We start from the raw sequence: 14,594 nt of genomic DNA on the forward strand, positions 1-14,594 counted from the left end.
TCAGATCCCCAGATAGGCCCGCCGGACGTGGTCGTTGGCGAGCAGCGCCTTGGCGGCGTCGCGCAGCACGATCTCGCCGTTCTCCAGCACGTAGCCGCGGTCGGCGACCTGGAGGGTGTGGAAGACGTTCTGCTCGACGATCAGCACCGTGACGCCGGTGCGCACGATGCGGTCGACCACCGCGAAGACCTGCGAGACGACGATCGGCGCGAGGCCGAGCGACGGCTCGTCGAACATCAGCAGCTTGGGCCGGGCCATCATGCCGCGCGCGATGGCGACCATCTGCTGCTCGCCGCCCGACAGCGAGCCGGCATTCTGGTCGAGCCGCTCGCGCACCCGGGGAAACAGGTCGAGCACCTCGTCCAGGGTCTCGCCCTGCCGGGCGCGGGCGGCGCGGCGATAGGCCCCCATCAAGAGGTTCTCGCGCACCGTCATCTCGGGGAAGAGCTGGCGCCCCTCCGGGATCAGGGTGACGCCGCGGTCGACCATCTCGTGGCCCGACAGCCGCGTGACGTCCTCGCCCTCGAAGGTGATGCGGCCGGAGGTCGGGGTCAGCAGGCCCGCGATGGTGCGCAGGGTCGTGGTCTTGCCGGCGCCGTTGGCGCCGACGATCGTCACCACCTCGCCGGCCGCCACCTCCATCGAAACGTCGTGCAGGATCGTGGTGGCGCCGTAGCCGGCGTGGATGCCCTCAAGCGTGAGCATGGGCGAACTCCTTGCCGAGATAGGCCTCGATGACGGTCGGGTCGCGCACCACGTCCTGCGGCCGGCCCTGCGCGATGATCCGCCCGGAATTGAGCACGATCACCCGGTCCGACAGGCTCATCACCGCCTGCATGACGTGCTCGATCGCGATGATGCTGACGCCGCTGTCGCGGATCGACAGCATGAGGTCGATCGCCCGGCGCACGTCGGTCTGGTTGATCCCGGCCATCACCTCGTCGAGGAGCAGCACCCGCGGCCGCATCGCCATGACGCGGGCGACCTCCAGCCGCTTGAACCCGCCGATGGTCAGGCCGCGCGCCTCGGCGTCGAGCCAGGGGCCGAGCCCCATGCGGATGCCGGTCTCGCGCGCCACCTCCCGGGCCTCGCGCGGGTCGGCGTGGCGGTGGAACGCGCCGACCATGATGTTCTCCTCGACTGTCATCGCCGCGAAGGGCTGGACGATCTGGAACGTGCGGCCGACGCCGAGCCCGGCGAAGTCCGCCGGGCTGACCGGCTGGCGCCAGGTGCCGTCCGGGCCGCGCACGCTCACCGTGCCGGAATCGGGCTTGAGGAAGCCCGAGACCATGTTGAACACCGTGGTCTTGCCGGCGCCGTTGGGGCCGATCAGGCCGAGGATCTCCCCCTCGCGCAGGGTGAAGCCGACGTCGTTGGTGACGTGCAGGCCGCCGAAATGCTTCTGCAGCCCCTCGACCCGCATGATCTCGTCGCCGATCGGCGGCCGTGCGGCGGCGGCGGGCGCCGCCGGCACCGCGGCGGCCTGGACGCCGCGGCCGGCCTTCGGGCGCACGAAGCGCGAGACCAGCCCCATCAGGCCGTTGGGCATGAACAGCACGACGAGCATCAGCACGAGGCCGTAGACGAGGCCGTGCAGGCCGAGCGCCTTGGCGCCGAGCCAGCCCCGGGCGAGTTCGGTCACCGGCACCAGCAGCACGGCGCCGAGCAGCGGGCCGAACACCGTGCCGATGCCGCCGATGAGCGCGAACATCGCGATCTGGATCGACAGGGTCAGCGAGAACATCGCCGCCGGCTCGATGAAGGTGAGGTACATGGCGTGGAAGGTGCCGACCATCGCGGTCAGCGCCCCCGACAGGGCGACGGCGATCAGCCGGACCCGCACGGTGTCGACGCCGGCCGCCTGCGCGGCGGAGGCGCGCTCGCGGGTCGCCACGAGGTAGTAGCCGAGCCGGCGCCAGCGTACCGCCCAGGCGACGAGGAGCGTGCACAGCAGCATCCCGAACGCGATCGCCAGCGGCGGCAGCTTCTCGCGAAAGACCATCCACTCGACGCCGATCTTGAGCGGGATCATCAGCCCGGTGGCGCCGCCGGTGAGATCGCGGAAGTGCAACGCGAGGACGCGAAAGACTTCGAGGAACGCGATGGTGGCGAGCGAGAAGAACGGGCCGCGCAGGCGGAAGCACGGGTAGCTGATCGCCACCGCGACGACGACCGCGACCCCGGCGCCGACGAACATCCCGAGCCACGGCGTGATCCCGAGCGAGGCCAGGATGACGCCGGCATAGGCGCCGATGCCGTAGAAGATGCCGTGGCCGAGCGAGAGCTGGCCGGTGAAGCCGCCGACGATGTTCCAGGCGGTCGACAGCGCCGCGAAGACGCAAATCGTGACGAAGACGTGGTAGACGAAGGCATTGTCGAGCAGCACCGGCACCGCCAGCAGGGCGGCGAGCAGCAGCGCCAGGGCGATCGTCTCGCGCCGGGGCCTGGCGGGCGCCGCGGCGGGCATGAGGGTCGTCGTCTTGATGGCGGTCGTCATGACGGTCCTCACGGCGAGACGTGGGCGAGCTGGAGCCGCGCCCCGAACAGGCCCGAGGGCCGCAGGATCAGGATCAGCAGGAAGACGCCGAACACCGCGACCTCGCGCATGTCGGAGCCGATGTAGAAGCCCGCGACGCTGTCGATGAGGCCGATGAGCAGGGCGCCCGCGAAGGCGCCGCCGATCGAGCCGAGGCCGCCGAGCACCACCACCACGAAGGCGGTGAGGACGAAGTAGGTGCCGCTGTTGGGCGAGGTCGGGTAGAGCGGCGCGATCAGCACCGAGGCGACGCCGACGCAGGCGGCGCCGATGCCGAAGGTCAGGGCGTAGATCTGCCGGACGTTGATGCCCATCAGCTCGGCCGCGGCGCGGTTCTGCGCCACCGCCCGGATCGCCCGTCCGGTCTGGGTCCGGCTCAGGAACAGGTGCAGCCCGACCACCAGCACCACCGCGGCGGCGAGGATCACCACTTGCCCGAGCAGCACCCGCACCGGCCCGATCTCGATCGGCATCCGCAGCCCGTTCGGCGGCGTGTTGGCGATGTCGGCGCCGAACACGAGCAGCGCGAGGTTGATGAGCGCCGTCGACAGGCCGACGGTGGCGAAGATCTGGATGTGGTCGTCGCCGCTCGCCATCAGCGGCTGGATCAGCAGGCGCTGGGTCAGGGCGCCCAGGATGAACAGCACCGGCACGACGACGATCACCGCGACGAACGGGTGCAGGCCGAGCGCCTTGGTGACGAGATAGGTCCCGTACATCCCGATCATCAGGAACTCGCCATGGGCGAAGTTCACGACCTTGACGATGCCGAAGATCAGCGTGAGGCCGACGCTGACGATGGCGAAGAGACCGCCGAGCATCAGCCCGTTGGCCAGCACCTGAAGAAGGATGTCCATGCGCGCCTCGTGGCTAGGGGACTGGGGGAGCCGGTGGTGCTTTCGAGTTCAGGCCATTTGAGGCGCGATGTCTCCATCGACGAACATTGCCATTACAGTCGCGGGATCCCCTCTCCCGAGTGGGAGAGGGGTAGGGGTGAGGGTGGAGACGGTGCCGGATCAGGCTCAGACGGTTGAGCTGCGCAGCTCGACGTTGAGCGTTTTATCCTGAACCCGAGCCACCCTCACCCCTGGCCCCTCTCCCACTCGGGAGAGGGGAATTGCGCTTCATCCTGAGTCCTTTGCGCCGGCTACTTCCCGATCTGCATCGGGGCAACCGCCGCGGCGTCCGGATAGACCGTGACGAGCTTGCCGTTCTGCCACTGCATGCCCATCATCGCGGCGCGCTCGTTCTGATTGTTGGTGCCGAACTTGAAGCCGTAGCCGACCGCGGTCGTGCCGGGTGTCACGTCGATCGCCTTCATCGCCTTGGTGATCGTGTCGGGCGCGAAGCCTTGCGCCTTGTTCAGCTCCTGCAGAATGATCTTCGCCCCGACGTAGTTGTTGAGCGAGTGACCGGAGCGCGGCCCGCTGTTGTACTTCTTCTTGTAGGTCTCGACAAAGCCGTCGATGCCGGGCGTGTACTGGGTGTTGACGAGGAACTGGGTGAAGTCGGTGTCGAGCACGCCCTCGATGACCTTGTGGCCGACGGCGTCGGCAGTGGGCTGCATCGAGTATCCGCCGCCGCCGCCGATGATCGCGCCCGGCTTGAACCCGGCCTCGTTGGCCTGCTGGAGGAACAGCACCGAGTCGTTCTGGTACGAGGTCTGGAGCACGATATCGACGCCGCGCCGCTTCAGGTCGAGCACGAGGGACGACATGTCCACCGTCGCGGCCGGGTAGCCCTGCATGCTGACGACGTTGAGCTTCGCCGCTGCGCCGAACTTCTTCTGGTGGTTGGCGACCGAGGTGCCGTAGCTCGAATCCTCGTAGATGATGCCGAGCTTGAGGTCCTCCGGCTTCTTGCCGAGGCCGGCCGCGACCTTGTTGACGATCATCTCGACCGCCAGCTTGGCCATGTCCTCGGCGGTCGGGTTGGTGCGGTACAGGAACTTGAGCCCGCGGCCGGTCACCTCGTCGGCGACGGCGCCGAGCTCGAAATACGGGATGCCGGACAGTTCGGCGACCTGGCTCGCCGCGATCGAGCGGGCCGAGGAATAGGTGCCGAAGATCGCCGACACCTTCTCCAGGGCGATGAGGCGGCGGGCCTCGCCGATCGCCTGGTTGTTGTCGACCGCATCGCCGCGCACCAGCACGACCTTCTCGCCCTGGACCCCGCCGGCGGCGTTGATTTCCTCGACCGCGATCTCGAGGCCGCGGGCGCTCTCCTCGCCGAGCAGCGCGAGCTGGCCGCTGAACGGGTAGAGCGCGCCGAACTTCACCTCCGCCTGCGCCGCGGTGGCGGCGAGACCGAGCAGGACGGCGAGCACGGACGTGACGGCGACGGCTGGCTTCATGGCTTCCTCCCTCGTTGGTTGCACGGGCTGTGACCGCCCGGTTCGGTTGTTCGATCGTCGGGCGGACACCGCCCGAACCCTCCCCCCTCTGCGGGGGAGGGTGCCCCGCGGATGCGGGGCGGGAGAGGGGACGCCGCTTCCGGAGAGGTCGCGCCCGAGATGACTGGCGCCACCTCCTGAGCCGTCGCGTTCCCCTCTCCCGGCTCACTCCGTTCGCCACCCTCCCCCGCAGAGGGTGGAGGGTCGGGCGCCGCGCCGGTCAGTAATCCAGCGCGTCCTTGCCCTGGAAACTGGTGATCGGCGGGTAGGCGCGCTGGTCGGTGACGACGTCGAGCACCGTCACGCCGTCCGCCGCCAGCGCCGCGCGCAGGGCCGGGCCGAGGTCGTCCGGGCGTTCGATGCGCTGGCCGGCGCAGCCGCACGCGCGGGCGATCGCCGCGTGATCGACGGCCTCGAAGTCGCAGACGTCGGTGAAGTTGCCGAACAGCGACAGCTCGGCGTGCTTCTGGTAGCCGAGGATCTGGTTGTTGAGCACTACCAGCACCACCGGCAGCTTCATCCGCCGGGCGGTCTCCAGTTCGGCCCAGACGTGGCCGAAGCCGCCGTCGCCGGTGACGCAGATCACCGAGGCGTCGGGCCGGGCCACCTTGGCACCGAGCGCGAAGGGCAGGCCCCAGCCGAGACCGGCGATGCCGCGGGGCGTCAGGAAGCGCTGACCGGCCCGGCGGGCGGTGAGGAAGTTGGCGATCCAGATCGAGGCGTAGCTCGCATCCGCCACCGCGATCGACTCGGGGGTCAAAACGGCGTCGATCTCGGCCATGATCCGCTCGGGCCGCAGCGGCGCCGCGTCCATGTCGACGAGGCTCGTCATGTCCTCCTGGTGGCGAGTGCGCGCCGCGGCGATGCCGGATTCCAGGGCCGGGCGGCCGCCCTGCGAACCCGGCAGGCCGGTGCGGCGCAGTTCCTCGGTCAGCGCCGCGAGCGTCAGCTTGGCGTCGCCGGCGAGGCGCAGCGCCTCGTAGTTGCGGCCGATCTCGCCGCCGTCGACGTCGAGATGGATGTAGCGGGCTTCGCGCGGGTAGAGCGACCAGCTGTCGGTGCCGTTCTGGTTGGTGCGGTTGCCGACCAGCAGCACGACGTCGGCGCCGGTGACGACCTCGCGCAGGTGGGACGAGCGGCCGCGCGGCGCCATGAAGTAGCCGACGACCCCGAGCGACAGCGGGTGGGTCTCGTCGACCGTGCCCTTGCCCATCACGGTGGTGCCGACCGGCAGGCCGAGCGCCTGGAGCGCGGCGAGTTCGGCGCAGGCACCGGAGGAGTGGACGCCGCCGCCGGCGATCACCACCGGGCGCTTGGCGCCGGCGAGCAGGGCGGCGGCCTCGGCCACCCGGGCGGGGTCGGCGACCGTGCGGTCGAGCGGGTAGGTGCCGAGATGGGCGGCGCGGCGGGGCGCCACGGCGTCGATCTCGGTGCGCTCGTCGAGGATGTCGAGGGGCACGAGCAGCACCGCCGGGCCGGGCCGGCCGGTGCTCGCCGCCGCGAAGGCCATGTCGACGTAGTCGTCGATGCGGCTCGGGTCGCCGATCCGGCGCACCCACTTGGCAACGCCGGAGAACAGGGCGGCGTGGTCGAGTTCCTGGAAGGCGTTCTTGTCGGTGAAGCGGCGGTTGACGTCCTGCACGATGGCGACGACCGGGATCGACGCCTTCAGCGCCTCGGCGAGGCCGGGCACCAGCAGGGTCGCGGCCGGGCCGTTCTGGGCCGCCACCACCCCGACCTTGCCGGAGACGCGGGCGAAGGCGTCGGCCATCGCGGCCCCGGCATTCTCGGTGCGGTAGCCGATCTGGCGGATGCCGTAGGACGGGGCGGCGAGGAACAGGGCCGAGGGGATGCTCTGCCCGAACACCTCCCGCACGCCGTGGCGCTGGAGCGCCGCCGCGAGGGCGTCGGCGCCGGTCATGTTGCCGCCCGCGGCCGGGGCGGGTTTACGCACCGCGATGGTCATGCTCGTGTCTCCCGTCGATGGGTGTCGCCGTCCCCAGGCTCCGGCAGCAGCATCACCTTGACGGCGGCCCGGCTGCGGGCGAGGTCGAACGCCTCGACCGCCGCAGCGAGGGGGCGCCGGTGGGTGATGAGTTCCGCCAGGGTGCCGGCATGGGCGGCCAGCAGCCGGATCGCCTCGTCGAGGGCGCGCGGCGTGGTGTCGTGGGCGGCGCGCAACTGCTTCTTGCCGCGCACGAAGCCGGTGAGGTCGAGGGTCAGGGGCGCGGAGTGGATGCCGGCTGCGACCATCACGCCGCCGGCCCGCAGCACCGCGAGCCCGTCGCTGACCGAGCGGGCGACGCCCGTCGCCTCGATCACCCGGTCGGCCGCATCGCCGAACACCCGCCGCACCGCCGCGTCCAGGCTCTCGTCGCGCAGGTCGACGCAGTCCGTCAGGCCGAGGCGGCGCGCCGTCGCGAGGCGCTGGGCGTCGTCGAGACCGGCGAGCAGCACCCGGGCGCCGCGCCCCTGCGCGACCCAGGCGATGCCGAGGCCGATCGGGCCGGGGCCGAGGACGACGACCCGGTCACCAGGCGAGACCTCGGCCACGTCGACGGCGTTGACGGCGATCGACAGCGGCTCGGTCAGCGCCGCGACGTCGAGGGGCAGCCCGGTCGGAAGCCGGCGCAGGTTGCGGGCCGGCACCGTCACCTCGGCGGCGAAGCCGCCGTCGCGGTGGAGGCCGACGATCGCGCGGTCGCGGCATTCCTGTGGCCGGCCGGCCTCGCAGGCCGGGCAGGCGCCGCAGGCCACGGTCGGCCAGCAGGTCACGGCGTCGCCGGGCGTCAACCCGGTGACGCCGTCCCCGACCGCCCGCACCGTGCCGGCGAATTCGTGGCCCATGGTCACCGGCATCGCGGCGGCCATGAACTCGTAGCCTGGGGTCCACTCGTAGGCGTGGATGTCGCTGCCGCAGATGCCGGCCGCCGCCACCGCGACGGTGGCGTGGCCCGCCGGCGGCGGGGACGGGGCCGCGACTTCGACGAGGTCGAGGCCGAACGCGGCGGCGGTCTTTCGCAGCGCGAGCATGATCCTCCCGGGGGCTGTCGGCGGTGGCGAACCGCTTCGTGCCTTGCGTTGAGGCACAGCCTGTAATTTGTTATAACACTCTTCGACCGAGACGGGGCCGCATGTCAAGCCATTCCGCGCCGCCCAAGGCGCGCGACACCGAACCGACCGACTGGGTGCGCCCGCTGGTGCGCGAGAATCTCGGCGAACGCGCTTATGCCGACCTGCGGGCGGCGCTGATGCGCGGCCAGCTCCGTCCGCGGGAGCGCCTGCGGCTGCGGCCGATGTCGGTGCGGTTCGGGATCAGCGCGACGCCGATGCGCGAGGCGCTGCTGCGGCTGGTCTCCGAGAAGGCGCTGGCGATCGACGCCCGCGGCAGCGTCGTGGTGCCGACGCTGACCCTCGCCGAACTGCTGGAGATCCGGGCGATCCGCATCGACCTGGAGGGCCGCGCGGCGGCGACGGCGGCGGTGGTGGCCTCCGCCGCCGAGATCGACGGGCTCGCGGCGATCCACGAGGCGATCTCCGAGTGCCACCGCACCCGCGACTTCGAGCGGGCGGTGAACCTCAACACCGAGTTCCACCTCGGCCTGTGCCGCCTCGCCCGGCTGCCGGTGCTGTGCGACATCGTCGAGACGCTGTGGGTGCGCTGCGGCCCGATCCTGTCGCACCTCTACGACGGCGGCCTGCCGGACTGGGAGCCGCACCCGCACCGGCGGATGCTCGGCGCCCTGCGCCGCCGCGACCCCGACGAGGCCCGCGACGCCGCGCGCGAGGACATCGAGCGCGGCGGCCAGGGCCTGCTGGTCTACGTCCAGGCGACCGCAAGCCCGTGAGGCGACCGGGATCGACTCCGCCCGAGCGGCGCAGAGCAAAGCCCTGCGCACACCTGAGCGAAGTCGGTCTCCGCATCGCGAACGCCACGATCCCGCAGGGATCGCCGAGCGACCGGTCGGAAACCGCATGCCACGCTCCGGGCGCATGGGCCGGGCCGCCGGCGAAGCTTGCCCCTCGGGTGGGTCGCGATTAAGCATCGGCCGCTGCCATGACGTCGCGCCCGCGGCGACCATGACGCATGACCCAGGTTCCGGCCGGACGCGCCCCCCGCGACGCCGGAAGCCTCGCCACCGGCCCCCACACGAAGAGACAGGGGACCGCCCCAGCCATCCCGAACCGCCGGAGCCGACCCATGGGCTTTCTCGCCGACGCCCTTTCTCGCGTGAAGCCGTCCGCGACGATCATGATGACCCAGAAGGCGCGGGACCTGAAAGCCCAGGGCCGCGACGTCATCAGCCTCTCGGTCGGCGAGCCGGACTTCGACACCCCCGCCCACATCAAGCAGGCGGCGGTGGAGGCGATCCAGCGCGGCGAGACCAAGTATCCGCCGGTCTCCGGCATCGTGCCGCTGCGCGAGGCGATCGCGAAGAAGTTCAAGCGCGAGAACGGCCTCGACTACAAGCCGTCGCAGACCATCGTCGGCACCGGCGGCAAGCAGGTGATCTACAACGCGCTCCTCGCAACCCTGAACCCGGGCGACGAGGTGGTGATCCCGCGCCCCTACTGGGTGTCCTACCCGGAGATGGTCGGGCTGTGCGGCGGCACCGCCGTCTTCGCCGACACCACGATGGAGCAGAACTTCAAGCTCCAGGCCGAGGAACTCGAGCGCGCCATCACCCCGAAGACGAAGTGGGTGATCCTGAACTCGCCCTCGAACCCGACCGGCGGTGCCTACAGCCGCGCCGAGATGAAGACGCTCACCGACGTGCTGGTGCGCCACCCGCACGTCTGGGTGCTCACCGACGACATGTACGAGCACCTCGTCTACGGCGATTTCGAGTTCGTGACCCCCGCCCAGGTCGAACCGGCGCTTTACGACCGGACCCTGACGATGAACGGCGTCTCGAAGTCCTACGCCATGACCGGCTGGCGCATCGGCTACGCCGCCGGTCCCGAGCCTCTCATCAAGGCGATGGACTTCGTCCAGGGCCAGCAGACCTCGGGCGCCGCGACGATCTCGCAATGGGCCGCCGTCGCCGCCCTCGACGGGCCGCAGGACCACCTCGCCGAGTTCCGCTCGGCGTTCCAGGTCCGGCGCGACCTCGTGGTCTCGATGCTCAACCAGACCAAGGGGCTCAAGTGCCCGACGCCCGAGGGCGCGTTCTACGTCTACCCGTCCTGCGCCGATCTGATCGGTCGCCGGACGCCGGAGGGCAAGGTGATCGAGACCGACGAGGACTTCGTCCTCGGCCTGCTCGAAGCCGAGGGCGTGGCGGCGGTGCACGGCTCGGCCTTCGGGCTCGGCCCCAACCTGCGCATCTCCTACGCCACCTCGAACAAGGCGCTCGAGGAGGCGTGCACCCGCATCCAGCGGTTCTGCGGCTCGCTTCGCTGACGTCGATGGCTGCGTCCGGATCGGTCCGGACGCAGTCCCGCGGCGGCGTCGCACGGCTTCCGGACGACGGATTCCGGACATCGCATCATCCTGACGACGCCCGAGATGCCGACGCATCGCCTCGATCTCGGGCAGGCCGGAGATCGACGGGGCGGTTGACGCATCTCGCATTGTCGATGCCAAGCCAACACGTTCGGGACCGAGACGTTCGGGGCGTTGGGCTCGGCAAAAGTTCGAGAGCGGAACCGAAGGTCGGACTCAACGACACCCGGTATGCGGCGCGGAGTTCCGCGGTGCGATCAGGCTGCCGCGGCGGCCCGGGGCGAGGGGGACGCCTCCGGCAGCCCCCCGGGTCGGATTACGCCGCCTCGCGCGACAGCTTGATCGTCTCGCGCTGGATCAGGTCGCGGTAGAACCCGTCGAGATGGGTCAGCCGCTCCGGCGAGCCGTCCTGGAGCACCGAACCGCCGTCCAGGACGACGATCCGGTCGAAGTCCTTGAGGGTCGAGAGACGGTGGGCGATGGCGATGACCGTGCGGCCCTTCATCAGGTTGCCCAGCGCCTCGCGGATCGCTTCCTCCGATTCGGTGTCGAGGGCCGAGGTCGCCTCGTCGAGGAGCAGGATCGGCGAGTCCTTCAGGATGGCGCGGGCCACCGCGATGCGCTGGCGCTGGCCGCCCGAGAGCTTCACGCCGCGGTCGCCCACGATGGTGTCGAAGCCGCCCGGCAGGTCGTTGATGAAGTCGGTGCAGCGCGCCGCGTCGGCGGCGGCCCACACCTCCTCGTCGGTGGCGTCGGGCCGGCCGTAGCGGATGTTCTCGCGCAGGGAGCGGTGGAACAGCGAGATGTCCTGCGGCACCACGGTGATCGCGTCGCGCAGCGATTCCTGGGTGACGCGGCCGATGTTCTGGCCGTCGATGAGGATCTGGCCGCTCTGCGGGTCGTAGTAGCGCTGGAGCAGGGTGAACAGGGTCGACTTGCCGCCGCCCGAGCGGCCGACGAGGCCGACGCGCTGCCCGGCCGGAATCTCGAGGTTGAAGTCCCTGAACACCTCGCGGCCGTCCGGGTAGTTGAACGCCACGTGCTCGAAGGTGATCTGGGCGCCCTCGCCGACCAGCGGCTTGGCCTCCGGATGGTCGCGCAGGTCGTGGGGCTGGAGCAGGGTGCGCAGGGCTTCCGACAGGCGGGCGGTGTGCTGGGTCACGTCGACGAGCGCGACGGCGAGGTCGCGGGTCGCCGCCAGGATCGTGATGCCGAGGGTGCAGACCAGCACGACCTGACCGGCGGTCGCGGCGCCGACCTCCCACATCCGGATCGCCCAGTAGAGCAGCCCGAGCACCGCCGCGACCGTGATGACGGCGTGCATCACCCGCAGCTTCTCGAGGTAGAGCAGCGAGCGGCGGCGCGCGCCCATCTCGGTGCCGATGGTGACGTCGAAGCGGGCGTATTCGCGCTTGAAGGCGCCGAAGGCCCGCACCAGCGGCATGTTGCTGACGAGGTCGACCATCTCGCCGTCGACGCCCGCGGCCTTCTCGGCGAAGTCGTGGTGCAGCGGCTTGCCGGCGGCGGCGATGCGGAACATCAGCACGACCACGCCGCCGCAGATCACGATGAGGCCGAGAGCCATCGGCACGCTGACGGTCGACACGTACAGGATCGAGCCGAACGCCGCCGCACAGGGCGGCATCACGTTCCACACGAACATGTTCTCGGCGGTGAAGATCGCGTTCGAGGTCGCGGTGATGCGGCTCGCCAGTGTCCCGGGCTGCCGGTCGGCGAAGTAGGACGGCGAATGGCCGGTGAGATGGCGGAACAGGTCGCGGCGGATGTCGCCGGTCACCGCCACGAAGGTGAAGGCGCCGATGAGGCTCGCCACCCGCCACAGCATGTTGTCGGCGGCGATGAACACGATCAGGACCGTCAGCGCCGGCCAGATCAGGCCGCTCTCGGGCCCCTTGCCGAGGGCGTCGACCACGCCCTTGATCCCGTACTGCGTGCTGACCGAGCAGGCGACGGCCCCCAGCACGGCGACCAGGATCGCCGCGTGAGGCACCACGCGGCGTCGGAGATAGCGAGACACGAAGGCCCAAGGCCTGTCGGCGTACGCGCAGAGGTCATCCATCGTGACGATCGATCCCGGTTCTGACACGCCCGTGGCGGATGATCGGACGGTGGATGAGAACCCACCTGATCCGCAACGCACAAGCGTCACCTTATGTTGCAGGCGAAAAATGATGCAGGCGTGCCTCGTCCGCGCTCCCTTAATCCCGCTCACCTGAACGAGAGTTGACCGTCGCTGCCGCGCACCCTCGGATGCTGCGATGCAGCGCGACCGTGCCGCCCGTCAACGGTCGCGCCGCGTCTCCGGCATCACCAGGGCGGCGATGCCGAGGGCCGCGAGGGCGACCGCCGAGAGGCACAGGAATGCAGAATGGGTGCCGAAATGGTCGGCGACGAAGCCCGACAGGGTGGTGCTCATGGCGGCACCGAGCCCCATCATCGTGCCGACCGCGCCGAGGGCGAGGTTGAAGCGCCCGGTGCCGCGGGTGGTGTCGGCGACGACGAGCGGGACCATCACGCCGAGCACCGCGGCCGAGATCCCGTCGAAGATCTGGATCAGCACCAGCAGCTCGGGCACGTCGGTATAGGCGAAGAACAGGCCGCGGATCGGCAGGGCGGCGAAGCCGAGGATCAGCAGCGGCCGGCGGCCGTAGGCCTGCGCCGCCCGACCGACCGCCGGCGCGATCAGCGCCATCACGATCTGGGGCGCCATGATGCAGGCGGCGATCAGCACCGTGGCGGTGTGGCTGGTGCGCACGGTGAGCACGCTGCCGACGAGGGGCAGCATCGCCGCGTTGGCGACGAAGAACAGGGTGATGCAGGCCCCGAACCACAGCAGCGCCCGGTTGGTGAGGAGCAGCTTCAGGCTCGCCCAGCCGCCGCCCTCCGAGGCGGGACCCTGCGGACGCACCACGTCGATCTCCGAGGCGCGGACGAACCACAAGGCCGCCAGCGTCGGGATCGCCAGGGCGGCGGTGACGTAGAACACCGCCTCGTTGGAGAGGTAGTAGCCGCAGGCCCCCATCATCGCCGCGGCGAGCGCGTTGCCGATCGAGGAGAAGCGGGCGTTGCGGCCGAGCCGCTCGCCGAGGCCGCGATGCCCGACGAGGCCGAGGCTGATCGCGGCGATCGACGGGGTGAGGGTGCAGCTCGCCAGCGAATGCGCGATCATCGCCAGCGCGACGATGAGGAAGGTCGGGAACAGGGCGAGCCCCGCCGCGCTCGCGCCGATGATCGCCACCGACAGGGCGGCGACGAACCGCTTCGAGCGGACCCAGTCGACGAAGGCGCCGCCCGGCACCTGCCCGAACAGGCTGAACAGGCTGCCGATGGTCAGGACGAGGCCGATGTCGGACTGGGTCCAGGACTGGGCGGTGAAGTAGACCGCGATGAACGGCCCGAAGCCGGTCTGCAGGTTGGCGACGAAGAACGTGAACGCGTCGAGGCCGCGGCTGCTCTGGAGCGAGGGCGCCGGCTTCTCGCGCCGTCGCGCCGCCCCGGCCCGGTCGCGCGAGTCCCCGTCCCGGACCTCCTGGCCGCGGGAGTCGTGACCGCGGGGCTCGGGGCGCGGGTCGGGTCGCATCTCGTGGCGCGGAACCTCGCGGTCGAGGGGGAGGGGGCGGCGCCGGGCCGGTCTGGCTCGCGTCATTTGTCCTGGGGCGTCGCTTGTCCCGGGGGATTTCCTGGGGGAGTGCGCGCCGTCGCCTGATCGGCGTCGGGAGCCGGACCGGCCGGCCCCAGCACCACGATCGGGTCGCCGGGCTTATATTCGGGGGAAACCCGCACTTGGTTGCGGTTCAGCCGCAGCACGCCGCGGCCGGGCTTGTTGTCGGCCGAGAATTGCAGCGCCCGCCAGTCGACCGCGATCTTGCGCGAGCCGACGCCGAGGAAGCCGCCGAAATCGATGATCGCGGCGCGCGGGCGGCCCTCCTTGTCGACGATGATGTCGATGATGCGGCCCATGTCCTCGCCCGCGGCGCTGCGCACCGGCTTGCCGAGGACGCCGTCGTAATCCTGGGTGTCGAGCACGGTGGCGGGCGTGCCCTGCGGCACGGCCGGAGGCGGCGCCGGCGGGGCCACGGCGGCCGGCGCGGTGGCGGGGGGCGTCGCAGGAACGGGCGCCGGGGTCGGAGCGGCCGGCGGCGCGGCGGCGCGAGGGAGCGCCGGCTGGGCCGGCTCCTCGGCGGGCTTGGCGGGCGCCG

The 14,594-nt window shown here is 71.0% G+C and carries 11 protein-coding genes; 2 read left to right on the forward strand and 9 right to left on the reverse strand.

Annotated features, from left to right (window positions below):
- The 6 genes from EOE48_RS17245 to EOE48_RS17270 all read right to left on the reverse strand — a co-directional run bounded on the left by EOE48_RS17245 (nucleotide 1) and on the right by EOE48_RS17270 (nucleotide 7,961).
- The gene (locus tag EOE48_RS17245; protein WP_127731356.1) at nucleotides 1-705 is read right to left on the reverse strand and encodes an ABC transporter ATP-binding protein; all 705 of its coding nucleotides are present in this window, start codon (nucleotides 703-705) and stop codon (nucleotides 1-3) included.
- Nucleotides 692-2,467, reverse strand: a complete 1,776-nt coding sequence (locus EOE48_RS17250) for a branched-chain amino acid ABC transporter ATP-binding protein/permease (protein WP_127731388.1) — start codon at nucleotides 2,465-2,467, stop codon at nucleotides 692-694. Before EOE48_RS17250 ends, EOE48_RS17245 begins: the two co-directional genes overlap by 14 nt.
- A 38-nt stretch (nucleotides 2,468-2,505) precedes the next feature.
- Entirely contained in the window at nucleotides 2,506-3,393 is an 888-nt protein-coding gene (locus tag EOE48_RS17255; protein ID WP_127731358.1) for a branched-chain amino acid ABC transporter permease, read from the reverse strand.
- Nucleotides 3,394-3,683: 290 nt separating this feature from the next.
- Entirely contained in the window at nucleotides 3,684-4,889 is a 1,206-nt protein-coding gene (locus EOE48_RS17260; protein ID WP_127731360.1) for an ABC transporter substrate-binding protein, read from the reverse strand.
- Between the two features lie 259 nt (nucleotides 4,890-5,148).
- Entirely contained in the window at nucleotides 5,149-6,894 is a 1,746-nt protein-coding gene (locus EOE48_RS17265; protein ID WP_127731362.1) for an acetolactate synthase catalytic subunit, read from the reverse strand.
- Nucleotides 6,891-7,961 carry a zinc-dependent alcohol dehydrogenase gene (locus EOE48_RS17270; protein ID WP_127731364.1) on the reverse strand — a complete coding sequence of 357 codons (1,071 nt, stop codon included), beginning with the start codon at nucleotides 7,959-7,961 and terminating at the stop codon, nucleotides 6,891-6,893. The genes EOE48_RS17265 and EOE48_RS17270 overlap by 4 nt, the downstream gene beginning before the upstream one ends.
- A 101-nt stretch (nucleotides 7,962-8,062) precedes the next feature.
- On the opposite strand from EOE48_RS17270, the gene EOE48_RS17275 reads away from it, so the two are divergent.
- Entirely contained in the window at nucleotides 8,063-8,776 is a 714-nt protein-coding gene (locus EOE48_RS17275) for a GntR family transcriptional regulator (RefSeq protein WP_127731366.1), read from the forward strand.
- Nucleotides 8,777-9,129: 353 nt separating this feature from the next.
- Entirely contained in the window at nucleotides 9,130-10,332 is a 1,203-nt protein-coding gene (locus tag EOE48_RS17280) for a pyridoxal phosphate-dependent aminotransferase (RefSeq protein ID WP_127731368.1), read from the forward strand.
- A gap of 358 nt (nucleotides 10,333-10,690) precedes the next feature.
- Here EOE48_RS17280 and EOE48_RS17285 read toward each other — a convergent pair whose 3' ends face one another.
- From EOE48_RS17285 to EOE48_RS17295, 3 genes are all read right to left on the reverse strand, one after another.
- Entirely contained in the window at nucleotides 10,691-12,454 is a 1,764-nt protein-coding gene (locus EOE48_RS17285; protein WP_127731370.1) for an ABC transporter ATP-binding protein, read from the reverse strand.
- 222 nt (nucleotides 12,455-12,676) lie between these two features.
- Nucleotides 12,677-13,975, reverse strand: coding sequence for an MFS transporter (locus EOE48_RS17290; protein ID WP_425463671.1), 1,299 nt, complete (start codon nucleotides 13,973-13,975; stop codon nucleotides 12,677-12,679).
- A gap of 62 nt (nucleotides 13,976-14,037) precedes the next feature.
- Nucleotides 14,038-14,594, reverse strand: a 557-nt coding sequence (locus EOE48_RS17295; RefSeq protein ID WP_246154547.1) for a PRC-barrel domain-containing protein, incomplete at its 5' end; no start/stop codon positions are given.

Source organism: Methylobacterium oryzihabitans (genome assembly GCF_004004555.2).
Classification (GTDB): domain Bacteria; phylum Pseudomonadota; class Alphaproteobacteria; order Rhizobiales; family Beijerinckiaceae; genus Methylobacterium; species Methylobacterium oryzihabitans.